General features: G+C 60.8%; 32 protein-coding genes. 22 read left to right on the top strand and 10 right to left on the bottom strand.

Annotated elements, in window-relative coordinates; genetic code table 11:
* The first annotated feature begins 91 nt into the window (after positions 1–91).
* The 10 genes from VIO10_RS01115 (at position 92) to VIO10_RS01070 (ending at position 4,488) form a co-directional block, all read left to right on the top strand.
* Complete coding sequence (locus VIO10_RS01115) at positions 92–1,804, top strand: ABC transporter ATP-binding protein/permease (protein ID WP_331958115.1); 1,713 nt, start codon at positions 92–94, stop codon at positions 1,802–1,804.
* Between the two features lie 140 nt (positions 1,805–1,944).
* Positions 1,945–2,238: a hypothetical protein gene (locus VIO10_RS01110; protein WP_331958113.1), complete on the top strand. Its 294-nt coding sequence runs from the start codon at positions 1,945–1,947 to the stop codon at positions 2,236–2,238.
* 33 nt (positions 2,239–2,271) lie between these two features.
* On the top strand, positions 2,272–2,421 hold the full coding sequence (locus tag VIO10_RS01105) for a DUF3309 family protein (RefSeq protein ID WP_349259209.1): 150 nt from the start codon (positions 2,272–2,274) through the stop codon (positions 2,419–2,421).
* A 168-nt stretch (positions 2,422–2,589) separates the two neighbouring features.
* Positions 2,590–2,787 (top strand): Thivi_2564 family membrane protein, encoded by a 198-nt coding sequence (locus tag VIO10_RS01100; RefSeq protein WP_331958109.1) that lies wholly within the window; start codon positions 2,590–2,592, stop codon positions 2,785–2,787.
* A gap of 17 nt (positions 2,788–2,804) precedes the next feature.
* On the top strand, positions 2,805–2,993 hold the full coding sequence (locus VIO10_RS01095) for a hypothetical protein (protein ID WP_331958107.1): 189 nt from the start codon (positions 2,805–2,807) through the stop codon (positions 2,991–2,993).
* 33 nt (positions 2,994–3,026) lie between these two features.
* Positions 3,027–3,260 carry a hypothetical protein gene (locus tag VIO10_RS01090; RefSeq protein WP_331958105.1) on the top strand — a complete coding sequence of 78 codons (234 nt, stop codon included), beginning with the start codon at positions 3,027–3,029 and terminating at the stop codon, positions 3,258–3,260.
* 11 nt (positions 3,261–3,271) lie between these two features.
* Entirely contained in the window at positions 3,272–3,613 is a 342-nt protein-coding gene (locus VIO10_RS01085) for a hypothetical protein (protein ID WP_331958103.1), read from the top strand.
* Positions 3,576–3,860 carry a hypothetical protein gene (locus VIO10_RS01080; RefSeq protein WP_331958101.1) on the top strand — a complete coding sequence of 95 codons (285 nt, stop codon included), beginning with the start codon at positions 3,576–3,578 and terminating at the stop codon, positions 3,858–3,860. Before VIO10_RS01085 ends, VIO10_RS01080 begins: the two co-directional genes overlap by 38 nt.
* 33 nt (positions 3,861–3,893) lie before the next feature.
* Entirely contained in the window at positions 3,894–4,259 is a 366-nt protein-coding gene (locus tag VIO10_RS01075; RefSeq protein ID WP_331958100.1) for a phage holin family protein, read from the top strand.
* A 4-nt stretch (positions 4,260–4,263) separates the two neighbouring features.
* Positions 4,264–4,488, top strand: coding sequence for a hypothetical protein (locus VIO10_RS01070; protein WP_331958098.1), 225 nt, complete (start codon positions 4,264–4,266; stop codon positions 4,486–4,488).
* Here VIO10_RS01070 and VIO10_RS01065 read toward each other — a convergent pair.
* Positions 4,483–5,277 (bottom strand): enoyl-CoA hydratase/isomerase family protein, encoded by a 795-nt coding sequence (locus VIO10_RS01065; RefSeq protein WP_331958096.1) that lies wholly within the window; start codon positions 5,275–5,277, stop codon positions 4,483–4,485. The two genes, VIO10_RS01070 and VIO10_RS01065, sit on opposite strands and share 6 nt — an antisense overlap.
* A gap of 275 nt (positions 5,278–5,552) precedes the next feature.
* Between VIO10_RS01065 and VIO10_RS01060 the strand changes: the two genes are divergently transcribed.
* The 5 genes from VIO10_RS01060 to VIO10_RS01040 all read left to right on the top strand — a co-directional run bounded on the left by VIO10_RS01060 (position 5,553) and on the right by VIO10_RS01040 (position 9,279).
* Positions 5,553–6,755 carry a CaiB/BaiF CoA-transferase family protein gene (locus tag VIO10_RS01060; protein WP_331958094.1) on the top strand — a complete coding sequence of 401 codons (1,203 nt, stop codon included), beginning with the start codon at positions 5,553–5,555 and terminating at the stop codon, positions 6,753–6,755.
* Between the two features lie 127 nt (positions 6,756–6,882).
* Positions 6,883–7,530, top strand: coding sequence for a TlpA disulfide reductase family protein (locus tag VIO10_RS01055; RefSeq protein ID WP_331958092.1), 648 nt, complete (start codon positions 6,883–6,885; stop codon positions 7,528–7,530).
* 140 nt (positions 7,531–7,670) lie between these two features.
* Entirely contained in the window at positions 7,671–7,916 is a 246-nt protein-coding gene (locus VIO10_RS01050) for a BolA family protein (RefSeq protein ID WP_331958090.1), read from the top strand.
* Between the two features lie 9 nt (positions 7,917–7,925).
* Positions 7,926–8,258, top strand: coding sequence for a Grx4 family monothiol glutaredoxin (grxD, locus tag VIO10_RS01045; protein WP_331958088.1), 333 nt, complete (start codon positions 7,926–7,928; stop codon positions 8,256–8,258).
* A 376-nt stretch (positions 8,259–8,634) separates the two neighbouring features.
* Positions 8,635–9,279 carry a hypothetical protein gene (locus VIO10_RS01040; RefSeq protein WP_331958086.1) on the top strand — a complete coding sequence of 215 codons (645 nt, stop codon included), beginning with the start codon at positions 8,635–8,637 and terminating at the stop codon, positions 9,277–9,279.
* A 33-nt stretch (positions 9,280–9,312) separates the two neighbouring features.
* Here VIO10_RS01040 and VIO10_RS01035 read toward each other — a convergent pair whose 3' ends face one another.
* Positions 9,313–10,758 carry an APC family permease gene (locus VIO10_RS01035; RefSeq protein ID WP_331958084.1) on the bottom strand — a complete coding sequence of 482 codons (1,446 nt, stop codon included), beginning with the start codon at positions 10,756–10,758 and terminating at the stop codon, positions 9,313–9,315.
* 139 nt (positions 10,759–10,897) lie between these two features.
* Here VIO10_RS01035 and VIO10_RS01030 point away from each other — a divergent pair, with 139 nt between their 5' ends.
* The 3 genes from VIO10_RS01030 to VIO10_RS01020 all read left to right on the top strand — a co-directional run bounded on the left by VIO10_RS01030 (position 10,898) and on the right by VIO10_RS01020 (position 12,979).
* Complete coding sequence (locus tag VIO10_RS01030) at positions 10,898–11,452, top strand: hypothetical protein (RefSeq protein WP_331958082.1); 555 nt, start codon at positions 10,898–10,900, stop codon at positions 11,450–11,452.
* 751 nt (positions 11,453–12,203) lie between these two features.
* Positions 12,204–12,434 (top strand): hypothetical protein, encoded by a 231-nt coding sequence (locus tag VIO10_RS01025; RefSeq protein WP_331958080.1) that lies wholly within the window; start codon positions 12,204–12,206, stop codon positions 12,432–12,434.
* 50 nt (positions 12,435–12,484) lie between these two features.
* Complete coding sequence (locus VIO10_RS01020; RefSeq protein ID WP_331958078.1) at positions 12,485–12,979, top strand: RidA family protein; 495 nt, start codon at positions 12,485–12,487, stop codon at positions 12,977–12,979.
* 20 nt (positions 12,980–12,999) lie between these two features.
* On the opposite strand, the gene VIO10_RS01015 is transcribed toward VIO10_RS01020, so the two are convergent.
* Genes VIO10_RS01015 through VIO10_RS00985 form a run of 7 tightly spaced genes read right to left on the bottom strand, consistent with a single transcriptional unit; the run spans position 13,000 to position 20,445 of the window.
* On the bottom strand, positions 13,000–14,496 hold the full coding sequence (locus tag VIO10_RS01015) for an NADH-quinone oxidoreductase subunit N (protein ID WP_331958076.1): 1,497 nt from the start codon (positions 14,494–14,496) through the stop codon (positions 13,000–13,002).
* The gene (locus VIO10_RS01010; protein ID WP_331958074.1) at positions 14,493–16,076 is read right to left on the bottom strand and encodes an NADH-quinone oxidoreductase subunit M; all 1,584 of its coding nucleotides are present in this window, start codon (positions 16,074–16,076) and stop codon (positions 14,493–14,495) included. The genes VIO10_RS01015 and VIO10_RS01010 overlap by 4 nt, the downstream gene beginning before the upstream one ends.
* Positions 16,076–17,998, bottom strand: a complete 1,923-nt coding sequence (gene nuoL / locus VIO10_RS01005) for an NADH-quinone oxidoreductase subunit L (protein WP_331958072.1) — start codon at positions 17,996–17,998, stop codon at positions 16,076–16,078. The genes VIO10_RS01010 and nuoL overlap by 1 nt, the downstream gene beginning before the upstream one ends.
* Before the next feature lie 9 nt (positions 17,999–18,007).
* On the bottom strand, positions 18,008–18,310 hold the full coding sequence (nuoK, locus tag VIO10_RS01000; RefSeq protein ID WP_331958070.1) for an NADH-quinone oxidoreductase subunit NuoK: 303 nt from the start codon (positions 18,308–18,310) through the stop codon (positions 18,008–18,010).
* The gene (locus VIO10_RS00995; RefSeq protein ID WP_331958133.1) at positions 18,307–18,840 is read right to left on the bottom strand and encodes an NADH-quinone oxidoreductase subunit J; all 534 of its coding nucleotides are present in this window, start codon (positions 18,838–18,840) and stop codon (positions 18,307–18,309) included. Before VIO10_RS00995 ends, nuoK begins: the two co-directional genes overlap by 4 nt.
* On the bottom strand, positions 18,840–19,955 hold the full coding sequence (locus VIO10_RS00990) for a complex I subunit 1 family protein (protein WP_331958069.1): 1,116 nt from the start codon (positions 19,953–19,955) through the stop codon (positions 18,840–18,842). Before VIO10_RS00990 ends, VIO10_RS00995 begins: the two co-directional genes overlap by 1 nt.
* Complete coding sequence (locus tag VIO10_RS00985) at positions 19,945–20,445, bottom strand: NAD(P)H-dependent oxidoreductase subunit E (protein ID WP_331958068.1); 501 nt, start codon at positions 20,443–20,445, stop codon at positions 19,945–19,947. The genes VIO10_RS00990 and VIO10_RS00985 overlap by 11 nt, the downstream gene beginning before the upstream one ends.
* Before the next feature lie 195 nt (positions 20,446–20,640).
* Between VIO10_RS00985 and rsmD the strand changes: the two genes are divergently transcribed.
* The 4 genes from rsmD (at position 20,641) to VIO10_RS00965 (ending at position 24,406) form a co-directional block, all read left to right on the top strand.
* Entirely contained in the window at positions 20,641–21,294 is a 654-nt protein-coding gene (gene rsmD / locus VIO10_RS00980; protein WP_331958131.1) for a 16S rRNA (guanine(966)-N(2))-methyltransferase RsmD, read from the top strand.
* 13 nt (positions 21,295–21,307) lie between these two features.
* Entirely contained in the window at positions 21,308–21,823 is a 516-nt protein-coding gene (gene coaD / locus VIO10_RS00975; protein ID WP_331958067.1) for a pantetheine-phosphate adenylyltransferase, read from the top strand.
* A gap of 133 nt (positions 21,824–21,956) precedes the next feature.
* The gene (locus VIO10_RS00970; RefSeq protein WP_331958066.1) at positions 21,957–23,156 is read left to right on the top strand and encodes a pyridoxal phosphate-dependent aminotransferase; all 1,200 of its coding nucleotides are present in this window, start codon (positions 21,957–21,959) and stop codon (positions 23,154–23,156) included.
* A 5-nt stretch (positions 23,157–23,161) separates the two neighbouring features.
* On the top strand, positions 23,162–24,406 hold the full coding sequence (locus tag VIO10_RS00965) for a glycosyltransferase family 87 protein (RefSeq protein WP_331958065.1): 1,245 nt from the start codon (positions 23,162–23,164) through the stop codon (positions 24,404–24,406).
* Here VIO10_RS00965 and VIO10_RS00960 read toward each other — a convergent pair.
* A complete protein-coding gene (locus tag VIO10_RS00960; protein WP_331958063.1) occupies positions 24,403–24,840 on the bottom strand; it encodes an NUDIX hydrolase in 438 nt (145 codons plus the stop codon). The genes VIO10_RS00965 and VIO10_RS00960 overlap by 4 nt on opposite strands.
* Between the last annotated feature and the right edge of the window lie 479 nt (positions 24,841–25,319).

Raw genomic sequence — 25,319 nt, 5'->3', positions numbered from 1 at the left:
AAGCTTTTCGGCCAATCAAAAGTAGCGTAGCTCTGGGCTAAGTGCCGCGGAGAGGCGTGGGCAGTTATGCGCAGCTCCCAGAGGGAGAACGATGAACAGATTCGACCGGTTGTTTTGGAGCAGGCTCTGGCGTCTGGCTAAGCCCTACTGGGTATCCGACCAGAAATTTGTCGCATACGGATTGTTAGCCCTCACCATTCTTTTGAGCGGTTCCATCAAGGCCGGCAACGTCGTGTTCAGCTACGTAAACCGCGACCTGATGACGGCGCTGGCGGAAAGAAACGCGCCGGTTTTTTCTCACAAGATACTGCTCGTAATCATCTACAACCTGGTGGCGGCGCCGATCGTCGCTGTCGACGCATACGTGGCCGCAAGATTGATGATTAACTGGCGGCAATGGCTGACCGAGCAGTTTTTGGAAAAGAGCTTCCACGATCGCGCCTTCTACCGAATCAGCTCCGACCCGAGCATCGACAATCCCGACCAGAGAGTGAGTGAGGATCTGCTCACCTTCACCAACTTCACGGTGGGGTTCGTGATGCAGGTTCTGCAGGGTCTGGTTACCGCAGCGTCATTTCTGGTCGTGCTATGGCTGATATCCCCGATGCTGGTCGGTGTGCTTGCAGTTTGCGTGGGCGGGGGCTCGATCCTGACCATCGTTATCGGCCGGCCGCTGATCGGAATCAATTTCGCACAGCGGCGGCGCGAGGCGAATTTTCGTTACGCCCTGGTGGGCTTGCGGGATAACGCGGAAGCGATCGCGCTTTACGGCGGCGAGCGGCGCGAACAAGGCGAGTTGCTGGAGCGTCTGCACGCGACGATAAAAAACTTCAATCTGCTTATCTCCTGGCAAAGGAACCTGGCGTTCTTCACTTATGCTTACGATTTCCTGCTGCCGCTGCTGCCCTATTTCATTCTCGCGCCATCTTTTTTCGCCGGCAAAATCGAGTTCGGCAAGATCACCCAGGCCAGCGGCGCCTTCATCACGCTGCGCACCTCGTTGTCGATAATTATCGATCAATTCAATTCATTGAGTAATTTTGCGGCAGTGGTCGAGCGGCTCGGCGGATACCTCGAGGTGGCCGAAAAAGGGCAGCTTGCGCAAGCGACGGTGGAGGTCGTCTCGGCCGAGGCGATCCACCCGGATATCAAGACGCAAATCGAAACCGTCGAGGCGCCGCGCTTCGCGGTCGAGCAGCTTACGCTCAAAACTCCGGACAACCGCAAGACCCTGGCGCGCGCGATGTCATTCGAAGTCGCCGCCGGTGAGGGTCTGTTGATTGTCGGTGAAAGCGGGGTTGGCAAGACCTCGATGCTGCGGGCGGTGGCGGGACTGTGGCGCTCGGGTAGCGGGCGCATCATTCGGCCTCCGCTCTCCGCTATGATCTTTCTGCCGCAGCGGCCTTACATGATTCTCGGCTCGCTGCGCGACCAGCTCTGCTATCCGCACGCGGGCAAAGTGAGTGACGATGAACTCATCGCGATTCTCAAGATGGTCAACCTCAAAGCTTTGCCCGAGCGGCTTGGCGGCTTCGACGCAGAGGTCAAATGGGACGACCTTCTCTCGCTCGGCGAACAACAGCAAATCGCCTTTGCGCGGCTGCTGTTCAATCGCCCCGAGTACGCATTTCTGGATGAAGCTACCAGCGCGCTGGACGCGGGCAACGAAGAGTTCCTCTACGACTGTCTCGCATCGGCCAAGATAAACGTGGTGAGTGTGGGCGACCGCCATAGGTTGTCCCGCTACCATCACAAGATGCTCGAGCTGCTGGGCGACGGAGACTGGCGGATGACTTCGCGATGACGGTGCGAAGTCCCACGATCTTTGGTTCCCCATATAACTCAATTTAACCTAGTCGCGGCACTTACTGATGTATATCGGCCGGCAACAGAGTAGAAGATTAGACAGGAGCTTGAGCAATGAAATACATAACTAATTCCGCAGTGGCTATTGGTGTTGGTATTGCGATGATGTGGCTGGCCGGCTGTACGCCTACTACTCATGTCACGGAAACCACGACGACCAGGGAATACGATACCACGACTCCGCCCCTGATGGCGCCGGCCGCGAATGCAAACACGACCACGACCACCCAGTATGACAACGGCACCGTGCAGCGGACCTATACCCAGCCGGCGCCCTACGCGCCTCCCGATCAGAGCACAACCACGGTGACGACTGATACAAACAACGGAACCGTGCAGAAGCAGACCACCACGACGTATCCAACGCCGTAAGCACTCATTGAATAACAGACCGAGGAGAATATCATGTTGCTATTAATCATTATCTTGATTCTGTTGTTCGGCGGCGGCGGTGGTTACTATGGTTATAGTAACTACGGTCCCACCGGAGGTATTGTGCCGATTATACTAGTCGTGCTGGTGATCTGGTTGCTGCTCGGCCGCGGCGGTCTCTGACGGTTCGGTTGGAGCCGAGGAGATATCAACTAGATTCGTCGGGTTCTGTTACCCGTGTAACCAAGCCGTACGGTGGTCTAGTGGACCTATTTGCCTCGCTGGCGTAGCCTAGAAATTTGCACAGGTAAGGGTCGTGGTAGCCGGGAAAGCGCCTGAGGAGTATCCCGCGTGACTTTAGTCAATATTGTCGTGATCCTGGTCGTGGTCGGGTTGGTGATGTGGCTAATCAATACCTATATCCCGATGGCTGGGGCTATCAAGAGTTTGCTCAACATTGTCGTGTTCGTGGTTGTGTTGATTTGGATTTTGCAAACGTTCGGCTTGATCGGAGCTATCCCCGGACTCAAGATGCCGGCGCTGAAGTGATCGGCGATCGCCTGCAGATGAAACTGAATGTAAATCGGCAAGTAAAAAATCAGCCGCCCCATGAGCGGCCGTTCTTCGAGCAGCCAAGCGGCATTCGTCGCGAGGCGATGAGCGAAACGGCGAGCACCCGGGAGACTCCCCCCTTCCGTGGTGCTCGCCAAATATTTCCGCGCCTGGAGTCAGTCGAAACCAACAACCACGCATAGCAACCGGGGAGATCAGGGGTAAGAAGAATGACAATGGAAGAAACCGCGAATTCCACGGTTCGAAACGCAATGGATCAGGGCCGTCAAGCGGCGGACAAGGCCGCGCAGGCAGTCAAGGACGGCTACGACGCGGCGCAGCAATTCGTCAAGGACCAGGGAGCAGACTTTGACCTGCGCGAGTTCGTGCGCCGTGAACCGTGGCTGGCAATCGCGGCTGCGTTTGCGGTGGGCTACGTCGCGGCGCAGATCGTTCGGCGCGTTTCCTGAGCGGGCGCGCCATGAATAGTTCGGCAGAGGCCATCTTGGCGGATGCGGATGAGCGGCTGCGGCGGCAGGAACGCAGCGTCGGCGAATTCGTCAGGGAGGAACCGCTGACTGCGCTGGCGATCGCCGGCGCGGCGGGATTTATTCTTGGCGGAGGAGCCAACAGCCGCATCGGGCTTGCGCTTGTGACCATCGTGGGACGGATCGCGCTGCGCGGGGCAGCCACCAGTTTCATCGTTGGCCTGGTCACCGGCGATGGCGGCAGGCAAGACCCGGAGCGCGCAAAGGCTCGCGGCGGAAACCACCACAATGGAAAACATGACGACGCAAGCACAGATTTCCGCGATCCAGATTGAGCGCAACGACGCGCGCCAGGACCTGCACGACACCTTGACCGAGGTCAATGCGAAAGTTGGACGCGCGGAAGGCGGGATGCGCCCCGATCATGTCATCGAGAGCCACCCCCTTGGAGCTTCGTTGATGGCTGGGGCGCTGGGCTTTCTGTTCGGCTCGATCGTCAACAACCGCGGCGCGGGTCCGGTCGTGATCGCAGCGTTGCTCGGCGTCGCGATCTCAAAACACGGGTCAAACCAGCGAAGTTGAAGCGTCAAGAACCCGCGACCCACGACTGATCCCATGTCGGAGAAACAATCTCACACCGCCAACGGCCCGCCGGAGGCGGCCTTGCAGGATTGGCCGACGCTGGTGAGCAGGGCGGTGGACGACGTAACGCGCATCCTTCAGTCCGAGGCCCACATGCTGCAGACCAGCGTGGCCGCCGCGCTGGAGGTGCAACTGGCTAATGCAATAGCTACTCTAACGGTGACCGCAGTGATGATTTGCGGCGCGGTATGCATTGTGTGCGCCGCGATACTGCTGCTTCACGAATGGCTGCCGCTATGGCAGGCGTTCGCAATCGCGGGCGCCGCCATCTTGCTGATCGGGATCGCGATTCACGCAATCATGAGGCCTGCGGCCGGGCTCAAACCCGCGCAATCATAACCCAATGAAGCCAATCGTAATCGTCGGTGTGATTATCGCCCTGCTCGGAGTGTTGGGCCTCGCGATACCGGAGTTCACCACCAACGAGACCAGGAACGTCGTGACCCTCGGCGACTTGAAGATCCAGGCCAACGAGCCGACTTCCCACAGCGTGCCGCCAATTGTCAGCGGCGCCGCGATTATCATCGGCCTGGTTCTCGCCGGCAGCGGCCTCTATCGGAAATCATGACGGCTTGAACGACCAAGGCGCCGGTTTCTTTTCAAAAAAGGACTCGAGGCCCGAACGCGTTTCGTCGCTGATGTGGGGCGCTGCGGTATACTCCGTCATACTCATGGCTATCGCCTGGCCGGAAAATTTGCACATCAATGACTTGGTAATGGCCTCCGCTTTCGGCGCATTCATCGCGATCGCATCTGCCCATGCAAGCGCGGAGTCCATCAGCTGGCCGGCGGGTACGACCTGATTGATCAGTCCGAGAACTTTCGCCTGATCGGCGGTCACCAATTCGCCGGTGAGCAGCAGATATCTCGCGACGCGTTCGCCCACCAGTCGCATCAGATGGAGGATTACCATCCCCGCCTGAATCCCATGCCTCATTTCGGTGTAGCCAATTCGTGCGCTGTCGGCGGCGACCGCCAGATCGCAGGCGCTCAAGAAGCCGGCGCCGTTACCAACCGCGATTCCATTGACGGCCGCTATGGAAGGCTTGCTCAGGCGATAGACGCGCTCGATCAACGCCTCGCCGCGAAGCGCACCCTCCCAGACCTTGCCGGAATCGTCGATGCGTAGCTGGTCGAGGATTGTGCGCAGCTCGCCGAGGTCCATTCCGGCTGAAAATGCGGAACCGGCGCCGGTGAAGACAAGCGCGCGCACGCGCCGATCCTCTTCGGCGCGCGCAATCGCGGCCATGAGCGCGTCGATCATTGCGGAACTCAGGGCATTGCGATGCTCGGGGTTGTTGAGCGTGATTATCACGGCCGGGTATCGAGTTTCGTACAAAACGATTTCATCCGCCATGCTCTTGATCCTTTGTCGCCCACCTTTGCTAAAATCAGTCGATGAAAGACTAATGGCCTGTAACCGCTAAATCAAAAGGCAGGCTGCCGGCCATGCTCCGACCGCGCCAGGGCGGGCCTGTTTTCGCCTTCGGAACTTGCTTGACGAGATTCTCTCGGTTCATTGAGTCGGCTACGATGCGTTGAGCACGGCCGCACGGAAAACCACCGCTCGACTTGGAGCAATGCCTTGACATTGCGCGGGACCCGGCAGGCCTTGCGCAAGGATAACCATCGATGATCGATCAGAAGCCGCTGCGCGGTGTCCGCGTGCTGGACCTGACGCGCGTATTGGCCGGTCCGTTCTGCACGATGAATCTGGCGGACCTCGGCGCCGAGGTAATCAAAATTGAGATGCCGGGCGGCGGCGACGACTCGCGCAGTTTTGCGCCGATGATGCCGTCGGGCGACTCGGCCTACTTCTACAGCGTCAATCGCGGCAAGCGCAGCGTCACGCTCGACTTGCGGATCGAAGAGGGCGCCGCGATCTTTGTCGAGCTGGCGGCGAAGGCGGATGTAGTGGTCGAGAATTTCTCGCCGGGCACGATGGATCGTTTCAAGCTCGGCTACTCGCAACTCAAAGCCGCCAATCCGAAGATAATTTTGTGCTCGATCTCGGGTTTCGGACAGACCGGGCCGATGACTTCCGCGCCCGCCTACGACATCGTGGCGCAGGCGCTCGGCGGCACCATGAGTATCACCGGCAATCCGGGCGGCGAGCCAGTCCGATGCGGCGTGTCGGTGGGCGATCTGTCGGCGGCGCTATACGGCGTGATTGCGATCATGTCGGCGTTGCGGGTGCGCGATCGTGACGGGGTCGGCAATCACGTCGATATCGCGCTGCTCGATTGCCAGGTGGCGATGCTCGAGGACGCGCTGGCGCGCTACTCGGTGTCGGGCAAGATTCCGGGGCGGCTCGGCACGCGGCATCCGTCGATCACGCCGTTTCAACAGTTTCACGCCGCCGACGACTACTTTGTGATGGGTGCGGGCAACGAGGCGATCTGGCTGCGCTTTTGCGACGTGATCGCGATGCCGCAACTCAAGGACGATCCGCGATTTCTGACCAACTCCGATCGCACCGCGCACCATACCGAGCTCGAGCTGATCCTGGCGCGCGTCTTCGCGGCCAGGCCGCGCGAGCATTGGTTGCGCCTGCTCGCCGACGCGTCGGTCCCGTGCGCTCCAATCGCCAACGTCGAGGAAGTCACCCGCGATCCGCATCTGGCGGCGCGCAACATGATCCTGCACGCGGACCATCCGGATTTTCACGGCCTGATCGTGCCCGGCTCGCCGCTCAAGAGCGCTGTCGATGGCGACGCCGATATCCCCTCGACTCGCGCGCCGCGGCTGGGCGAGAACACCGACGAGGTGCTGGCGAGCGTGCTCGGCTACGACTCTCAGCGGCTGTCAGAACTGCGCCGGCGTTGTATCATATAGAGCTAATTTGACGAGCAGGCGGTCAACTTCGCGGCGATGGAAATAATGACCGGCGCGGGGTAGCGCTCGGAGCGGCGATGATGTGTATCGGGATCGGCCAGGGTATCGCGACGGTAATCGAGCAGGTATGAGCAGCAGGCAACAAGTATTGCGCGCGCTCGCCGCAATCATCGCGCTGGCGCTGATCGTGGGTGCATTCTACAACTTCAACTTCACGCTGCGCGAAGAGCCCGCGCCGCTGCTGCGGCTCGACACGCCGCAAGCGAACCCGTCGCCGGCGGATGAGGGCCTGGATTTCAGCGCGCCCGGGCTCGACGGCAAAGAAATCGACCTGAGCCATTACCGCGGCCATCCTGTGATCGTCGATTTCTGGGCGACCTGGTGCGGGCCGTGCCGCAAGCAGATTCCCGAACTGGTCTCACTCTACAAGAAATACAACAAGTCGCGCGGACTGGTGATAATCGGGGTCTCGTGCGACCTGATCCAGGGCGACGGGGTGCGGGCAGTCGCGCCGTTTGTCGAAAAGTTCCGGATCAATTATCCCATCGCGCTGGCCGACCAGCGGCTGGTCGATAGCATGAGCGTCGAGGCGATACCGACGACGCTGTTCGTCGGGCCTGACGGCAAGCTGGTTTCGCGAATAGTAGGCGCAGGCCGTGCGGGCGAGATCAGCGCAAGAGCAAAACAACTGCTCGACGGCGTCAAGGGTTACGGCTCGCCGGCCAAGCCCGGGGAGAACAGCGGCCACGTCGTGAACATTTCGGTCGTGAATTAATTTCGGCGCAACTGGCAGCGGTGACCCCTGCGCCCTGGTCAGGAAAAAGAATCACGCAGGAGGGCGCGAAACCCCGCAGGGATCGGGGCTGCTGCTGGTGGATTCACGAGCGTGATGCGGGTTAAGATGCCGGTTCTGTGATGGACCCGAAGGAAATTGAGACGATGATTGCGCACGGGATTCCTGACGCGCAGGTCGAGGTGCGCGACTACACCGGCGGCGGAGACCATTTCGAGGCGCTTGTGGTGAGCCCGAGTTTCGAGGGCAAGGGTCTAATCGAGCGGCATCAACTGGTCTATCAGGCGCTGGGCGACGCGATGCGCGCGCGGGTGCATGCGCTCACGCTCAAGACGCTGACGCCGGCGCAGTATCAGAACCGGAGGTAGAGGAATCAAATGGCGGACATAATCGAAAAAATCGAATCGGCGGTCAAAGAAAACAAGGTCATGATTTTCATGAAGGGCGACCGCAGCTTTCCGCAATGCGGTTTTTCGGCGGCGACGGTTGCTATTTTCGAGGGCTTGGGCGTGCCGTTCGCGACCGCCGACGTGCTCAGCGATCCCGAACTGCGCGACGCGATCAAGCGCTACAGCAACTGGCCGACGATTCCGCAGGTTTTTATCAACGGCAAGTTCGTCGGCGGCTGCGATATTATTCGCGAGCTGCACGAGACGGGCGAGCTCGAGCCGATGGTGAAGGCGGCGCTCGGGGAAACGGCGCGCCAGTAGCAAGGACACGCAGGGTTGCCATTGCGGGGTCGTTCGGGCGTCGGGCCCGCTCGCGATAATGTCACCGCCTGCCGGAATTGGAATTGCCACGGTATTCGCATTGGCTGGATCGTCAGACGCAAAGTGAATTTTCGTCAGCCATATTGACTTTGCGCGCCCCTGTTGTAGCTTTCATACCTATAGAGTCGTCGATTTTGGCTTGCGCCCCGTCGCGCAGACTAATCGCTGGAGATATTGCTACCGACTTTTTCACTGGTTCACTGGTTCCAGGAAAATCTGGCAATGAGGCCAAGGTGATCTGATGCCTGCATGCAGGCAATGCGGCAAAGATAACGCGGAGGGCATGGCCTTCTGCGGTTACTGTGCGACCCCGCTGATGAGGCCGGCAATCAATCCCGTATCGCCATCGCCGGGTGGCGATCGCGTTTCTTCGCCATCGATTCGCGGATCGTCGCCGCAGCCCAAACCGTTCAAGCCTGAAATTCGCACGCCGGTGATCCACACGCCGGCATCGCCAACCCCAAGCGACGGGGGCGAGGACAAAAACAAGCGCGGATTCGAGTTGATTCCGTGGAGCGAACTTTCACCCGCTCAGAGGGCAGGACGATCGATCGCCGCGGCGGTCGTGTTGCTTCTGATCTTTTTCCTCGTTCGCGCAATGTGGCGCGGAGTCGGTGGTGCGATGAGGGGATCGGGTGAAACCACGTCTTCGGCTCAAGGTTCCGGCGTTCCGGTTACCGAAGGCGACCGCAAGGACGGGATCGAATCGCTGTGCAAGGTATTTCAGATCTACGGATTGCCAAAGAACGACCAAGATGCGGCAGAAGCGGCGCGCAACGCCGCTGAATTGTTCAAACTCGCCGGCAATCAGTCGCCCGAGCGCAGCGCGTACATCCTGACCACGATTGTGCACGAGTTCCGCAGCGGCAAATTGTCGCAATCCGACTGCGCGGAGGCCGGCGCGCCGATCGCCACGACGCAGGACAGCACCGGCAATTCGGCTCCCGCTACCGAGAGGTGAGCACGGGCCCCGGCCCCTGCACCGGGGCAAGGCTTATTGAATTGCCCGGGGGCGGGCGGTCGTCCAGTAATAGATCGGCACGCCGCTCAGTGCGATCAGCAATCCCGGCCAGGTGAAGCGGGGCTTCAGAATCAACAAATCGACCATCAAGGCCGAGGCCGCGACCACGTAGAGCGCCGGCACGAGAGGATAGCCCCACGCGCGGTACGGACGCAGGGCGCCCGGGAGCCGCCGGCGCAGCACGAACACGGCCGACACTGTCAGCACGTAAAACATCAACTGCGCGAAGATCACGTAATCCAGCAGTTCGGAATAAGTGCCCGACAAGGTTAGAACCGCCGCCCAAATCCCCTGCATCACCAGCGCGACGGCGGGTACGCTGGCGCGATTGAGGCGACCGGCTGCGGCGAAAAAAACCCGGTCCCGGGACATCGCGTAAATCACGCGCGCACCCGTCAGGATCAGTCCGTTGGCGCATCCAAAGGTGGAGATCATCACCAGGATTGCGGTGATCTTCGCGCCCGCGCCGCCCCACACGACTTGCATCGCCGCGGCGGCCACGCGATCACCCGATGCATGCGCGATTCCGCGCCCCACTACACTCGCTGCGGCCGCATTTCCCGACGCGGGCAGCTGACAGAGGTAGGCAACGTTGGTCAGGATATAGAGCGCAATCACCACCCCGGTTCCAAAGGCAAGCGCCAGGGGAAGATCGCGCCTGGGATTGCGGACCTCGGCCGCCGCGAAGGTGACGCTCGCCCATGCGTCGGCTGAAAACAGCGCACCCACCATCGCAGCGCCGAACACGCCCACACCAGCAATTGACATGGAACCGGTGCCAAGCAATGCGGTTGAGCTGCCGAAATTGGCGTGAAGCGCGACTGGATTGGGCGCGATCAGACATCCAACCGCGACCATCAGGCATAGCGAGAGAATTTTGGCTGTGGTGAAGGAGTTTTGCAGCCACTTGCCCATATTGAGGCCGCGCAGATTGGCCCCGGTGAGCATCGCGATCACGGCGATCGCGCCCGCGCGCTCGCCCGACAGTCCGGCGCCACCGACGCCGATCCAGAGGTTCGAGCCAAGCACCGGCCACATGACGCCCGCGAATCGTGCAAACGCAACTGCGACGGCCGCGATCGTGCCGGTCTGGATGACGAGCAGCAGCGTCCATCCGAACATGAACGCCCACATTCCGCCGTAGGCCTCGCGCAGATAGACGTATTGTCCGCCCGCCTGGGGCATCATCGCGGCGAGTTCGCCGTACGCGAGTGCGCCCGCAATCGTCATCACGCCCGCCACCAACCAGACCATCAGCAGCGCGGCGGGAGTACCGACCTGACGGGTGATATCTGCAGAAACGATGAAGATGCCCGAGCCAATCATCGAGCCGGCCACCAGGGTCACGGAGTCGAACAGTGAAAGCCCCGGCTTCAAGTGCTCGGAGGAAGCGGCAGGTTCGGGTATGGTAGTCGCCATGGCGAACGCATCGTAGCACTAGCATCGTGTGGAAAAACCAGCCCGGAAAACTTCAGCTTTGGGTCCTCGTTGATCTTATTTGCAAACAGGACTTAGCTGGAACTGGTCCAGGAAAACGCTTTGCAACCGGAGGCGACGGATGCCGACTAAGAAAAAGACCGCGAAACGGAAGAAGCCTGCGAATCCCGCGCTCAGGCAACTCGAGCAACTGCGCAAGACCGCCAGGATGCTGCGGGTCAAGCTCGAACGCGAGACCAGGGCGCGAAAGATCGAAGCCCGCGTCAAGAGCGAGGCGCAAAAGGCCCGCGCGCTACTGGCATCGCAGATTGCGGCGCTGCGCGACCAGGGACGCAAGCTCGCCACCGAGCTAAGGTCGGCGCTGGGAGACGCCAGCAAGCGCGACGCAGCCCGCCAGCAGGCGATGGCCAAGATTGCGGAGCTCAGGGCGGAGTACACGAAGAAGTCTGCGCAGCTGAGGTCAGAGTTGTCGCGGACGACCGCGGAATTGGCGCGCAAATCGGAGGAACTGAAGAAGCTTGCGGGAGAAGCGGCGCATCGCGCGGTCGAGATAATTCGCGGCGAAGAGCATCACGCCGCGCCCGAAGCGGGTGCGAGTTCGCAACCGCACAAAGAAGCCCCGCCAGATGAAACCGGGGGCAGCAGATATGAGAAGGAACCCGATGAAGAGCAATAGATCGCGGGAGTCGGCCGCGATGCTGCGGGCGGACTGAGAGTTTATTTGCCGAGATGACGCGGGGCGAGACTCAAGCTCGGACGCGATAGGGTCCGAGTCAGGGGTTCGGCGGGTTCCTGCCGAGGAGCGCCCGGTCAGCGAGTCTCCCGCGCGCCGACGGCTCTAGACGGCGCGCGGGAACCCGCCAGGAACGAGAAAAGTACGTCGTCGTCAGGGTGACCGCATTGATCGGTCACCGCAACGAATCAAGCGCCAGGCAATGCTACGGACTAGCCGGAGCGCCAGGTGCTCCCGGCGCGCCAGGTGCTCCCGGTGCGCCAGGTGCTCCCGGAGCGCCGGTCTCGCCCGTCGCGCCGGTTGCCGCCGCGGCGGGGCTGGCCGCCTCGGCGGGTGCAGCCGCAGACGCAGCAGCCTCGGGAGGGGCAGGAGCCGTCTCCTCGGTTTTGTTGCAAGCCGTGGCGAAGAACATCGAAACTAGTGCCAGAAGCAGAACCTTACGCATCGCTTTCTCCTTGGTTGCTCGGTGTTCACTTGAACGCAGAAACTCGAAACGCGCCAACAATACGATAGGCGCGGCATAACTTCAAGCGCGCATTGCGCGTCGCATCTAACAGCCGGTCGGCGCGAATCGTGGGGCCGGCGGCAAAAGATTTTTTTGACTATTTCGCAGGCATCTGTATGATTCGATCATTATTCGGCGATCTTCATTTGGTGCTTTAGGTTTTAGGGGCGGATGAGGCGGAGGTAAGCGGTGGAAGAGCGGCGCGTTATTCTCGCGGGCATCGGGCTCGCAAATCGTAACAACTCTCGAATCGTCGAGCATGAACTCGACATGGTGCGAAGCGCGGAGCGTCCGGTCGCAAGTGTGCGGTCGCTCACGCGAATTCTTAACTGGCTGATGCCCTCGGGACGGCTGGTAGGTCCGCCGATGCGCTCGGTGGCGCGGGAACTTGAAGAGGCCTACCCCGGCCGCGATAGCTGAGCACAGGGTCGCGGCCGCATCCTGCTTCGCCCGCGGGGAGGGAGATTACGATGACCGCGATCTCGCGAATCTCGACCAATACGCCGTGGGAACCAATCGTCGGCTATTCGCGGCTGGTGAGGGCCGGCGACATTGTCGCGGTGTCGGGCACCACCGCCACCGACGAGCGCGGGCTAATCGTCGGCGCGGGACAGATGTATGTGCAGGCGCGCCAGGCGCTGGTCAATATTCGTGCCGCGCTCGAGCGCGCGGGACTCGCGATGCATCACGTCATTCGCACGCGAATGTTCGTCACCGACATGGGACGTTTTGCGGATGCGGCGCGCGCGCACAGGGAATTCTTCGCTGACTCGCCTCCCGCGTCCACGGTCGTTGAAGTGCGCCGGCTGGCTAATCCCGACATGATGATCGAGATCGAAGCCGATGCATACGCAGGCGCTGCGAATAGCCAACCGGCGGGCAGCGTTGCCGCCACGACGGCGCCGAAGCCGCCGATGAAATCCGCAAAGAAGCCCGCTTCGAAGAAGCCCTCGCGCCGCAAGTAACAGCGCTCGAAAGACCCGGGCTACGGTTCGAGCGCGGCGGCGTGGATTCCTGCGGCGCCGCTGGCGGAATGAAATGCGTTGGCGGCCGACGCGATATACGGCTGCGGATAAACCCCGATCAAAATCGTAGCGAGCGCCGCGAGTCCGATTGCCGCCACCAGCGCAGGCCGCGCATTCAGGCGCTCAACTTCGACACCGCCCTCCTGCATATACATCGCGACCAGTACATAAAAATAGTAATAGGCAGAGACTACACTATTGAGTACAGCGATTATTACCAGTCCCACGTATCCCTGATGCAGCGCCTCGCTGAAGATGTAGAACTTGCCAACGAAGCCGGCCATCGGAGGAACCCCGGTCAACGACAACAGAAAGATAGCCATTGCGCCGGCGAGCAGCGGCTGGCGCGCCGCCAGGCCGCGAAAGTCGCTAATCTGATTACCTACTTGGCCGCGCCGTTCGAGCGCGATTACTACTGAGAACGCGCCGAGGTTTGTGAATGCATAGCCGAGAAGATAGTAAAGAATCGCCGGCCCCGATCGCACTCCCGCCGCCATGCCAAGCAGCAGGTAGCCCGCGTGCGCAATCGCCGAGTATGCGAGCATCCGCTTGATATTGGTCTGGGCGATGGCGATTAGATTTCCGCCCGTCATCGTCAACGCCGCGACTACCCACAGCACCGTCTGCCACTGCGCGCCGACGGGCGCAAAATCGACCATGAAGACGCGAATAAAGGCGGCGAACGCGGCGAGCTTCACGCCCACCGCCATGAAGGCGGTCACCGGAGTCGGCGCGCCCTCATAAACGTCGGGCGCCCACATATGAAATGGCACTGCGGCGACCTTGAAGCCAAAACCGATCACCATCATGCCGATTCCGAGCAGCAGCAGCGGATTCGACCCCATCGCGCCCGAAGCAAGTGCGTCATGAATCGGGCCAAGCTTGATAGTGCCCGTCGCGCCGTACACCAGCGCGATTCCATAGAGCAGGAACCCTGTCGAGAACGCGCCCAGCAAAAAATATTTTATTGCCGCTTCATTCGATTTTGCGCTGCGGCGCATGATTCCCGCCAGCACGTAAACCGTAATCGACATCGTCTCGAGGCCGAGGAAGATGACTATCAGGTCGCCAGCCGCCGCCATCAGCATCATGCCGAGCACGGAAAACAGCAGCAGCGAATAGTATTCGGCGCCGGGAATACGGTTCTCGGCGGCGTAATCGAGCGACATCATCACGGTAAACATCGCGGCGATCAGAATCACCAGTTCGAAAAACGCCGAAAAACTGTCGATCGAGATCGCACCCGCAAAAGCGACACCGTACTGTCCGAGGATTCCAAGCGTGAATACGAATGCAACCGCCAGCGAAGCCAGCGTCAGTAGCCCCAGCCCTTCGCTTTCGCTGTCGTCGACGCGCACTCCAGCCAGTAGCACCACCATCGCGGCCACCGCGACCACAATCAGCGGCAGGATTGGCAGCCAAACGAAGTTGATTGCGGCCAGGTTAAAAGGACTCATCGTGCGACTGCCGCCATCTCGGGTTCGCGGTTTGGTGTGTGCCGAGCCGGCAAAAGAGCGGCCAGACGATTCGGCTGTCGTTCAAGCTCAAGCCGAGCCTGCGCGACATTTACTCTGGCGAGCATTGCAGTCACCGACGGTTCGATCCTGCTGATCAGCGGACGCGGGAAAAGTCCCATGAACAGCATCAACGCAATCACCGGCACCATCACGGCAATCTCGCGACCGCTTAGGTCTCTGATCGTTTCGTTCACCGCCCTGGTGATCGGTCCAAACATCACGCGTTCGTAGGTCCAGAGCATGTAGAGCGCACCCAGGATCACGCCCACAACTGCGAAAACAGCAGCCAGCCTGATTCGCAGGAACGCGCCGAGCATGATCAGAAACTCGCCGACAAAGCCGTTGAGCCCGGGCAGGCCGATCGACGAGAGCATCACGACCATGAAGATTGCGGCGTAAACGGGCACCCGCTTCCACAGGCCGCCGAACTCGGAAATCTCGCGCGTATGGCGCCTCATGTAGAGCATTCCGACCAGCAAAAATAATCCGCCGGTGGAAACGCCATGATTGAGCATCTGGTAAATCGCGCCATCGATACCCTCGGGGTTAAGCGCGAAAATTCCGAGCATCACGAACCCCAAGTGACTAACCGACGAGTATGCAATCAACCGCTTCAGGTCGGGCTGCATCATCGCGACCAACGCTCCGTAGATGATCCCGATTATGGCGAGCGCCATGAACAGCGGAATCGCCTCGACCGCAACCGTGGGGAACAGCGGAATGGCGAAGCGCAGGAAACCGTAGGTGCCCATCTTGAGCATCACGCCGGCCAGAATGACCGAGCCGGCGGTCGGCGCGTTGGTGTGAGCATCAGGCAGCCAGGTATGCACCGGCCACATCGGCACCTTAATCGCGAACGCCAGCGCGAACGCCGCAAACAGGCAACGGCCCTCGGTAACAGTGAGCGGCACCTGGTAGAGCAGCGGCAAATCGAAGCTGGTCCGGTTGAAATGCTCGTGCGCCGAGTACACGAGGTACAGGATCGCGACCAGCATCAGCAGCGATCCAACCATCGTGAACAATACGAACTTGACGGCGGCGTAAATTTTGCGGCCATGTCCCCAAATGCCTATCAGGAAGTACATCGGAATCAGCATCACTTCCCAAAATATGTAAAACAGGAACAGATCGACCGAGAGCAGCGCGCCGAGCAGCCCGGTTTCCAGCACGAGCATGAAAAAACAGAATTCGCGCGGACGCTCCTCGATATCGCCGCCGCCGGAGTAAAGCAGCGACAGAGTAATCAAGATAGTAGTCAGAAGAACAAGAAACAGGCTAATTCCATCGATCCCGACATGGTATGTAATGCCGAATGCGGGGATCCAGTCATATTGTTCAGCGAACTGGTAGCCCGCGACCTGCGGACTGAATTCCGCCAGGACATAGAAACTCAGCGCCAGCGGAAGCAGCGAGAAAATGAACGCCGAGTTCCAAATCGCACGCTCTTCGCTCTGCATCAGAATGAAAAGCGCGCCGATCAGCGGCAGGAAAATCAACGCCGTGAGCAAGCCGCCGTTCATCAGCGCATCACCAGGAACAGGTAGTAAGCCACAATGCCCAGTGCGCCGAGTAGGTAAACGAATGCATAGTGCTGGACGTTGCCGGTTTCAGCGCGGCGCGCTATCTGGCCCGAAGTCTGGACGGCAAGGCCGGCGCCGTCGGCGGCGCCATCGATCGCAAAGCTGTCGATCGCGCGGTTGAGTACATTGTTCGATACCCAGAACAGCGGACGCGTGACTATGAAATTATATAACTGGTCGATGTAGTACTTGTTGAGCAGCAAGTCGTAGGGACCCTTCAGCCGCCACGCGAGGAGCGATGGGATTCCCGGCAAGCGCAGATACCACACGTATGCGAGCACTATTCCAATGGCCGAAGCGATGCTCGCGACGAGAGACAGGGAAGACGGGCTCGCTTCGACGATCGGCTTGAAGGCGCCGACGGCCGGCGTGAGGAATCGCACGAACGCATTCCCCCACAGCAGTCCGCCGGGAAGATTTACCCATCCGCCAACCGTCGCGAGAATAGCCAGTACGATCAACGGAATAGTCATTACGGCCGGCGATTCGTGCAAGTGATGCTCTTTTTCAGAATCGACGCGGGACTCGCCAAAGAACGTCATGAAGATCAGCCGGAACATGTAGAACGACGTGAGCGCGGCGGTGATCACGCCGAGGAACCAGAGCCACGAATGTCCCGAATCGTACGCGGCTTCGAGGATCAGGTCTTTGGAGAAGTAACCGGAGAACGGAGGCACGGCGGCGATCGCGAGCGTCGCGATGAACATCGTCCAGAACGTGATCGGCAGCTTGCGCCGCAATCCGCCCATCTTGTTCATGTCCTGCTCGCCGCCGAGCGCGTGAATCACCGAGCCGGCGCACAAGAACAGCAGGCCCTTGAAGAACGCGTGGGTCATGAGGTGGAAGATTCCCGACGCATACGCGCCGGAGCCCACGCCCAGAAACATGTAGCCGAGCTGACTGATGGTCGAGTAAGCGAGCACCTTCTTGATGTCGGGCTGGACGATCGCGATGGTCGCGGCGAACAGCGCGGTAACAGCGCCAATCGTCGCAACCAGATCGAGCGCGCTGGGCGCCATCGTGTAGATAAAACCCAGCCGCGCGATCATGTACACGCCCGCGGTAACCATCGTCGCCGCGTGGATCAGCGCGCTGACCGGAGTCGGGCCGACCATCGCGTCGGGCAGCCATACGTAGAGCGGAATCTGCGCCGACTTGCCGGTCGCGCCGATGAAGAGAAGGAAACCGGCCGCGGTGGCAGCGGCGCCGCCGAGCAGGGCAGCGTTGTTGTGAAGCTCGACGAAGTCGAGCGTCCACACGCCGTGCGCACCGAGCGTGGCGACGATGGTGAAGATTCCGAGCAGAAAGCCGGCGTCACCAATTCGGTTGACGACAAATGCCTTGCGGCCGTTATAGGCGTACTGAGGATTCGTGTACCAAAATGCGATTAGCAAGTAGGAACACAGTCCGACCCCCTCCCATCCCACGAACATCATTAGCAAGTTGTTCGCGAGAATTAGTATGAGCATCGAGAACGCGAACAAGTTCATGTAGGTAAAGAAACGCGCAAAATCCTCGTCGTGCGCCATGTATCCGACTGAGTAAAGATGAATTAGTGCGCCGACTCCGGTGACTATCATCACCATCACGCCCGACAACGCGTCGAGGCGCAGGCCGAGCTCGGCGTGAAATCTCCCCGCCTGGATCCATCCCCACAGATGCACGGCAAGCGCGCCACCCGGGGGCATCGCGAGCAGCGTCAAAAATGCCCACGTCGCAACGCCGAACGCGGCGAACATGACGCCCGGTCCGACGACGTTGACCGCGCCGCGTCCATACCTGGGCCCGAGGAACAGGTTGAATACGACGCCGAGCGCCGGGAACAGCAGGATAAGCGCGAGTGCTGGAAACTCAACCGTCATTGGTATTGGTCACCATCTCATCAGAGTCAGGTCGTCGGCGTGGACGGTCTCACGATTGCGGAAAACCGAGATGATGATGCCCAGGCCAACCGCCGCTTCGGCCGCCGCGACAGTCATTACGAAGAAAACGATCACCTGGCCGTCCATCGAGCCGAGCCGGCTGCCGATCGCGATGAAGGCGAGATTTACGGCATTGAGCATCAACTCGATCGACATGAACATCACGAGAATGTTGCGGCGGATGATCACGCCGGCCACGCCGATCGCGAAGATGATCGCGCTCAGCGACATCATGTAGGTGAGCGGAATCATGACGCGATCTTCCTCGCAGCGCGCGGGTCATCCGTGCCTGGCAGCCGCCGCGCCAGCGCGACCGAACCGACCACCGCGGCCAGCAGCAGCACCGAGGTCACCTCGAAAGCGACCAGGTAGTCGGTGAACAGCTTCCCGGCGAGGCTTGCGAGCGAACCATAGTCCACGGGTTCGTGAGTGAACTTCACCTGCAGATGAGGGCGAGCGAGGATAAAAAACAGCTCAGTCGCCAGCAGAGCCGCGGCGAGTGAGCCGAATAACTTGAGCGCGAGATGACCCGTCGGACCGGTCTCGACTTGAAGATTCAACAGCCAAATCACGAACAGGAACAGAACCATGATCGCGCCGGCATAGACGATGATTTGCAGGAAGCCGACCACAACGGCGTCTTCGGCAATGAACAGGACGGCGACGGTCATCAGTGTCGCGATCAAGGCGAGCAGCGAATGAATCGGATTGCGTTGGATGATGACTCCGAGCGCCGAGATGACTGCCAACGCGCCTAGAAAAATATACAGGAACGGCGGCATCACTGGACTCTCCCGGTTGCCACCACGACGAATGCGGTCACCAGCACGTTGAGCAGTCCGAGCGGCACCAGTCCTTTCCATCCCAGACGCATCAACTGATCGTAGCGGAAGCGCGGCAGAGTCCATCGCACCATGCCGAGAAACATGCACAGCGCGACAACCTTGACCAGGAACGCGACTACGCCCATCAGTGAGACCGCCAGCGCGGGGAGGGCAAGAAATGCGCCGCCCGGGAGATGAAAGCCGTCGCGCATGAGCCACGGAATCTGCCATCCGCCAAGGAAGAACGTTGTCAGCAGCATCGCGACGAGCGCCTGCTCGGCAAAGTCGGTCAGCATGAAGACCGCCTGCTTGCCGCCGGAGTATTCGATGAAATAACCTTGGATCAGTTCCGACTCGCTTTCTGGCAGGTCGAACGGAATGCGCTTGGTCTCCGCAGCGCCCGCCACCAGCAGGAGAATGAAGGCGAGCGGCTGCGTGAAAATTGCCCAGCGCGGCAAAAATCCGAACCACACACCGCCCTGCCCGCGCACAATTTCCTGCAAGTTCAGGGTGCCGAAAGTCATGATCACCGACACGATCGCGAGTCCCATCGCGAGCTCGTACGAGATCATCTGCGCCGTCGTGCGTATCCCGCCGAGCAGCGCCCATCGATTGTTCGAGGACCATCCTGCAAGCGCGCCGCCATATACGCCAAGGCCGATCGTCGCGAGCAGATAGAGCGCGCCGGCGTTGAGGTTGGCCGCCTCGAGACCGATGCGATGGCCGGCAATCGAAATCGTGTCGCCAAACGGGATCACGACGAACGTGATCATCACCGGGAACAGCGACAGGAACGGCGCCAGCGTGTGCAGAAATTTGTCCGCGCCGGCCGGAATGAAGTCTTCCTTGGTGAACATTTTGACCGGGTCGGCGATGGTGGTGTTGATGATTCCGAGGTTGGGCATCCCCATGCGCTTGCCCAGTCCGGTCAGCGTGGCGCGATTCGATCCGATTCGGTCCTGGATCAGCGCGCTGCCCTTGCGCTCGAAATAGAGCAGGAACAGCGACAGACTCAATCCGGCCAGGATCATCAGGATCGCTTTGATCGCGCCGGCGATTAACTCAATTGTCACGGGCGGCAAGCTCGTCGATCAGTTTGAGGATGCTTTCTTCGGTGAGGTTTTCGACGTACGCGTCCTGGTTGAGCTGAAGCATCGGCGCCGTCCCGCATGACGCCATGCATTCGACCGAGGCCAGCGTGAACTTGCCGTCGGGCGTCGTCTCGCCCATCTCGATTTTCAGCCGGCGCCGGATGCAGCCCACGATTTTCTCGGCGCCACGCAGCCGGCACGAGAGATTCGTGCACACGTCAAGCAGGTAGCGGCCGACCGGCTTGCGATGGAACATCGTGTAGAACGACACCACCGCGCGCACGTGCGCGGGCGGCAGTTCCATCAGATGCGCGACATAGTCCAGCGTCTCATCGCTGAGCCATCCGAACTCGCGCTGCGCGATCCACAGCGTCGGCAGCAGCGCAGCCTGCCGCGTCGGGTAGCGGCCCAGCAGTTGCCGGTACTCGGCAAGCGCGGCGTCGGAAAACTTGGGTTGCGGGTTTCCAGGCATGGCGCGAGTATTATTGATCCTTCAGCATCGAAGCTCTTGAGTTCAGAAATCTAATGATTGGTAGCTAAAATTTCGTCAATCCGCCAGAGGCGCAAACAAGCGGCCTAACCTGACCGCGAACTTGCGGGATCCCGGCAGAACGGGTTATCTATCGTCCGCGGCTTCGAGGCAAGAGGCGTTAGCCGATTCGATTAAATCGCGCTGGCCGATTCGACTAAACCGCGTTCCCGGATTCGATCGAAATACGCCTCGAAGAAAAGTGATGCGATGCGAATTATTGCAGGACAAGCTCACGGCAGGCGGCTCAAGGCGCCGCGCGGCTTGCACACCCGGCCCACTTCGGCGCGGGCGCGCGAGTCGATTTTCTCGCGGCTGGCGGTGCGGATGGATCTTGGCGGCGTGCGCGTGCTCGACGTCTTCGCCGGCAGCGGCTCGCTGGGAATCGAATCGCTCTCGCGCGGCGCCGCACACGTGACGTTTGTGGATTCCTCGCGCGACGCCGCCGCCGCGATTCGCGCCAATCTTGCCGGGCTTGAACTAGGCGACCGCGCCCGCGTGGTCGTGTCCGACGTGCGTCGCGCGCTCGGCGAACTCCAGCGCTCGCGGGAGTCTTTCGACCTGGTCTTCGTTGACGCGCCGTTCAAGGACGACATGAGCGCGGAGGTCCTGGCGCTGCTTGGTGAATTCCAACTCGTCGCGCCCGGCGGATGGGTGGTAGTGGAACAATCAAAGCGCGCGCCTGCTGCGCCGCCCGCTCCCAAAGCCCATGAGCGCGCATTTGTTGCAACCATCGGCGATCACCGGATCGCCTTTTACCGCCGACTCAATCCGGCGCCGGGTGTACAGTGATGGCTTCAGGAAAATGACCAACAAAGGCAAAGAGCGTTCCCCGTTGATCGCGGTCTATCCCGGCAGCTTCGATCCGATCCACAACGGACACGTTGACGTCATCCGGCGCAGCGTCGCGATCTTCGACGAGGTGATCGTCGCGGTCACCTACAATCCGCACAAGGATGCGGCGTTGTTTACCGCCGACGAACGCGTCGAAATGATCCGCGAAGTCATCCGCGACCTCGAGCCGCGCGCCCGCGTGGACAAGTTCAGCGGACTGTCAGTCGATTACGCGGAACGAATTGGCGCCAAGGTGTTGATTCGTTCGCTGCGCGCCGTGACGGATTTCGATTACGAGCTGCAGATGGCGCAGATGAACAAGCAGATGAGCCCGAGCGTCGAGACCGTCTTCATGTTCTCCAATCCCCGGCTGTTCTTCAGTTCCTCGCACCTGATCAAGGAAGTCGCAGGATATGGCAAGCGCTTGCCGGAGCTGGTCCCCGAACTCGTGATCGAGCGGCTGCGCGCAAAGCTCAAGGTCGGTTGAGCCGTGTGATTTGAAAACCGGAGCAGCGCATCTCAGCAGGCGGTTTGTTCAAACCGCCGGGAAAGATACAATCTGTCCGCGTCCGCGCCTAACGAGCGCCATACACCGAACATTCTACATCTGGATTTAACCAATGCTGAAACTCAATCGCAGAATTGCTGCCATCAAACCGTCCGCGACATTGGCGGCCGACGCCCGCGCCACCGAAATGAAGCTCGCCGGAATCGACGTCATCTCGCTGGGCGCCGGCGAGCCCGACTTCGACACCCCCGAGCGCATCAAAGAGGCCGCCCGCAAAGCGCTCGCCGCGGGCCAAACCAAGTACACGCCGGTGAGCGGAACCGCGGCGCTCAAAAATGCGATCAAGCTCAAGCTCAAGCGCGACAATAACCTCGACTACGAGCCGGGCGAGATAATCGCGTCGGCCGGATGCAAGCAGGCCGAGGCCAACGTGATCGCCGCGTTGTTCGACGAAGGCGATGAGGTGATCATCCCGACCCCGGCGTGGGTGAGTTTCGCCGCGATGGTCTCGCTGGCGGGCGCCGAGTCCAGGTTCGTGCCGTGCCCCGAACATTCCGGCTTCCTGCTCGAGCCCGAGGCTTTGCGCCGCGCGATTACCCCGCGCACGCGCGGCATCATCCTCAACTCGCCGTCGAATCCAACCGGCGCCGTGTACGGGCCCGAACAGCTCACTGCCATCGCCAGGGTGCTGCTCGACACCGGCATCTGGGTGATGTCCGACGACGTTTACGAGCACATCGTTTACGACGGACTCGCGCCGCACCTGTTCCATCTCGAGCCGCGGCTCAAGTCCCGGGGCATCGTATTCAACTCGCTGTCGAAAACCTACGCGATGACGGGGTGGCGAATCGGATTTGCGGCCGGGCCGAAGGAAGCGATCGCTGCTGCCGGACGCTTGCAGAGCCAGAACAGCGGCAATCCCAATTCCATCACGCAAGCTGCCGCGATCGAGGCGCTGACCGGCCCGCAGGACGAACTCAAACCGATGCTCGAGGCGTTCCGCAAACGCAACGCGCTGGTGGTCGAGCGCGTGCGGCGCATCCCGGGCTTCAAGCTGCCCAACGTACCGCAGGGCGCGTTTTACGTTTTCCCCAACGTATCGGAGTTGCTCGGCAGCCGCTTTGGCGACAATGAAATCGTCGATGGCGACGGGCTCGCGGCGTTTTTGCTCGACCAGGCGCACGTTTCGCTGGTCGGCGGCAATGACTTCGGCGCACCGGATCACGTCAGGATTTCGTATGCCACTTCGATCGAGAATCTGAACCGGGCATTCGATCGCATCGAAGGCGCCGTCGTGAAGCTCAAGCGCTAGCAGCGATGGCCGAGCGGGCGGGTTCGCACAACTCCAAGCCGCGGCTTCTGATTATCAGGGTTGGCGCGGCGATCCTCGCGATCGCCGCGGCGCTCTCATTCGCCCAACGCATCCGCGCGGTCGCGCACCGTTACGACGACGTCGATTTCGCCATCTTCTACGGCTGGTGGACCGATTATTCGAGCGGCGGCGACCCGTGGGTGGTGCAGAGTAAAAAGATCGATTTGCGACCCGGCCTGTCGCGTCCGCACTATTGCAATTACACGCCGTTTTTCGTCGAGGTATTTTCTCCGCTGGCCCGGCTCGATCAGAAAACCGCATTCTGGATCTGGGAGGCCGCGCAGATGCTGTGCCTGGTGGGCGCCGTGCTGATGCTGGCGCGCGCGAACGCTCCTCCGCTCGGCGCAGCGCCGACGATCATCGTGCTTTCGCTGGTGATGCTGTCGCGACAGTTCGCGGGCGCGCTGGTCGCCGCCCAGGTCACGCCGATGCTGCTGGCGCTGTTGTCCGCATCATGGTTGTGCGCGCGCCGCGAGCGCCCGGCGGCAGCGGGACTGTGTCTGGCGCTCGCGGCATTGCTCAAGCTCTATCCCGCGGGAGCGGCAGGATACTTTTTGTTTGGCCGCCGTTGGCGTGCGCTGGGCTGGACGATCGGCTTCTTTGCCGCGGGCGTGCTGCTGACAAATCCTTTCCGCTGGTCTGAGCTCGTGACGCTGGAACTGCCCGTTTCGTATCACATCGTGGGTCGTGCTGAACTTACTGTGCTGCCTTTCGTGCGAAAAATCGTCGCGCACTTCGCGGGCACGACGATCATCGCGGCGCCGTTCGTCGCCGTCGTCGCAATTACCGCGCTGATCGACCTCGCGCTGCTCGCAATCGCCGCGGCGGCCACGATAACCAGCCGCGAACGCGCCGACCTCGACGGCCTCATCTTCGGACTGTGGATCGCGCTTGCGCTTCTGATGTCGCCGCTTGCGTGGATCCCCGAGACCCTGCTGCTGCTGCCCGCGTACTGGTTCGGGATGCTCGCCGCGTGGGATGGTTTCCAGTCGCGCGAAGCAGCCCGGCAGATCGCGTTGATTGCCGGCGCCGCGATGCTCGCTGGCTGCATTGCGACCGCCCTGATCAAGGCGGCGCCGCATCCTGGATTTCCGGTGCTGTTGGCTGCGTACCTCTCCGCCGCGCTGATCTTCCGGGCGCGGGTGAAAATGGATTCACCTCGCGATGAAACCAGGCGGCTGGCGTCCTAGCCGCAGTGCGTGCTCCACGGAGCGGGAAATTCGCCTGTGTCGAGCCAACGCACGTAGTCGGCGAGAATCTCCGCGTGATCGAACGCGAGCGGAGTGGGCGGATTGCGCGGATCGCAGAGCCGGGCGTTCTTCGCGTCATCGGCGCCGCGCGGCGTGCCCGATGCGCGCGCGACATACACCACCGTGATCGTCTGGCCGCGCGGATCCCGATCGGGCCGCGAATACACGCCCAGCAGCGCGCGAATCGCGACTTCGAGCGAGATCTCCTCGCGTGCCTCGCGAATCGCCGCGTCCTCGACGGTCTCGCCAAAATCGACGAATCCGCCGGGAATTGCCCACCCTGGTGGAAAATTCCTGCGCTCGATCAAGACGACTTTGTCGCCGATCTCCGTGATTATGTCGGCGGCTATCGGCGGACATTTCGGCCGTGGCATGATGCGATTCTAACAGGTCATCGGCGGTCCGCCGCCTGCACCGCGGACCAGGGCGCCCTGCGTTACTCTAACTTCACTGCCGTTCCCTTTACCGTTGTGCAGGTGAAACTAAACACGTTATAAATTGGAACGAATCCATACAGACTGGTGGACGTTGCAACATTGACCAAGGCGTCTCCGCCTGTTGCTTGCAACGCTCGATCTACAGCGGTTTGAATATCCGAGTTTCCAAACGGAATCACAGCGAGCGCAAAATACCGGCAGGCTCGCCCCTCTGCCGGCCCAAGATCCTTGAATGTATGGCTTTTCCCGAGAAGGGAAATCGGGTCCGCTGAACTTTTGGCCTGCTCCCCAATTTCCCGCCAATCATAAGTAGAGTCCGCCGGTTTTTTCGCCCTCCTCGGGCGGTTGCGTTTCCCGTCTTTTTAACGCTGCGAACTCGGCTGGCGTCAAGGCGCCGAGACTGCCGTGCGGTCGCA

Source organism: Candidatus Binatus sp., from assembly GCF_036567905.1.
Taxonomy (GTDB): domain Bacteria; phylum Desulfobacterota; class Binatia; order Binatales; family Binataceae; genus Binatus.
Note: the sequence above shows the minus strand (reverse complement) of the source record. Positions and strands in the feature narration are given on the sequence as shown.

Bases quoted from the DNA above. Each gene is read 5' to 3' on its own strand.
- VIO10_RS01075 (WP_331958100.1), top strand. From the start codon at position 3,894: ATGTCGGAGAAACAATCTCACACCGCCAACGGCCCGCCGGAGGCGGCC.
- nuoK (WP_331958070.1), bottom strand. From the start codon at position 18,310: ATGATTCCGCTCACCTACATGATGTCGCTGAGCGCGATCATCTTCGCG.
- VIO10_RS01065 (WP_331958096.1), bottom strand. From the start codon at position 5,277: ATGGCGGATGAAATCGTTTTGTACGAAACTCGATACCCGGCCGTGATA.
- VIO10_RS01040 (WP_331958086.1), top strand. From the start codon at position 8,635: ATGAGGCCGGCAATCAATCCCGTATCGCCATCGCCGGGTGGCGATCGC.
- VIO10_RS01035 (WP_331958084.1), bottom strand. From the start codon at position 10,758: ATGGCGACTACCATACCCGAACCTGCCGCTTCCTCCGAGCACTTGAAG.
- VIO10_RS01115 (WP_331958115.1), top strand. From the start codon at position 92: ATGAACAGATTCGACCGGTTGTTTTGGAGCAGGCTCTGGCGTCTGGCT.
- VIO10_RS00970 (WP_331958066.1), top strand. From the start codon at position 21,957: ATGCTGAAACTCAATCGCAGAATTGCTGCCATCAAACCGTCCGCGACA.
- VIO10_RS01105 (WP_349259209.1), top strand. From the start codon at position 2,272: ATGTTGCTATTAATCATTATCTTGATTCTGTTGTTCGGCGGCGGCGGT.
- VIO10_RS01070 (WP_331958098.1), top strand. From the start codon at position 4,264: ATGAAGCCAATCGTAATCGTCGGTGTGATTATCGCCCTGCTCGGAGTG.
- VIO10_RS01085 (WP_331958103.1), top strand. From the start codon at position 3,272: ATGAATAGTTCGGCAGAGGCCATCTTGGCGGATGCGGATGAGCGGCTG.
- VIO10_RS01095 (WP_331958107.1), top strand. From the start codon at position 2,805: ATGAAACTGAATGTAAATCGGCAAGTAAAAAATCAGCCGCCCCATGAG.
- VIO10_RS01020 (WP_331958078.1), top strand. From the start codon at position 12,485: ATGACCGCGATCTCGCGAATCTCGACCAATACGCCGTGGGAACCAATC.
- VIO10_RS00960 (WP_331958063.1), bottom strand. From the start codon at position 24,840: ATGCCACGGCCGAAATGTCCGCCGATAGCCGCCGACATAATCACGGAG.
- VIO10_RS01060 (WP_331958094.1), top strand. From the start codon at position 5,553: ATGATCGATCAGAAGCCGCTGCGCGGTGTCCGCGTGCTGGACCTGACG.
- VIO10_RS01030 (WP_331958082.1), top strand. From the start codon at position 10,898: ATGCCGACTAAGAAAAAGACCGCGAAACGGAAGAAGCCTGCGAATCCC.
- VIO10_RS01055 (WP_331958092.1), top strand. From the start codon at position 6,883: ATGAGCAGCAGGCAACAAGTATTGCGCGCGCTCGCCGCAATCATCGCG.
- VIO10_RS01050 (WP_331958090.1), top strand. From the start codon at position 7,671: ATGGACCCGAAGGAAATTGAGACGATGATTGCGCACGGGATTCCTGAC.
- VIO10_RS00965 (WP_331958065.1), top strand. From the start codon at position 23,162: ATGGCCGAGCGGGCGGGTTCGCACAACTCCAAGCCGCGGCTTCTGATT.
- VIO10_RS00995 (WP_331958133.1), bottom strand. From the start codon at position 18,840: ATGCCGCCGTTCCTGTATATTTTTCTAGGCGCGTTGGCAGTCATCTCG.
- VIO10_RS01080 (WP_331958101.1), top strand. From the start codon at position 3,576: ATGACGACGCAAGCACAGATTTCCGCGATCCAGATTGAGCGCAACGAC.
- VIO10_RS00985 (WP_331958068.1), bottom strand. From the start codon at position 20,445: ATGCCTGGAAACCCGCAACCCAAGTTTTCCGACGCCGCGCTTGCCGAG.
- coaD (WP_331958067.1), top strand. From the start codon at position 21,308: ATGACCAACAAAGGCAAAGAGCGTTCCCCGTTGATCGCGGTCTATCCC.
- VIO10_RS01090 (WP_331958105.1), top strand. From the start codon at position 3,027: ATGGAAGAAACCGCGAATTCCACGGTTCGAAACGCAATGGATCAGGGC.
- nuoL (WP_331958072.1), bottom strand. From the start codon at position 17,998: ATGACGGTTGAGTTTCCAGCACTCGCGCTTATCCTGCTGTTCCCGGCG.
- VIO10_RS01010 (WP_331958074.1), bottom strand. From the start codon at position 16,076: ATGAACGGCGGCTTGCTCACGGCGTTGATTTTCCTGCCGCTGATCGGC.
- grxD (WP_331958088.1), top strand. From the start codon at position 7,926: ATGGCGGACATAATCGAAAAAATCGAATCGGCGGTCAAAGAAAACAAG.
- VIO10_RS01015 (WP_331958076.1), bottom strand. From the start codon at position 14,496: ATGAGTCCTTTTAACCTGGCCGCAATCAACTTCGTTTGGCTGCCAATC.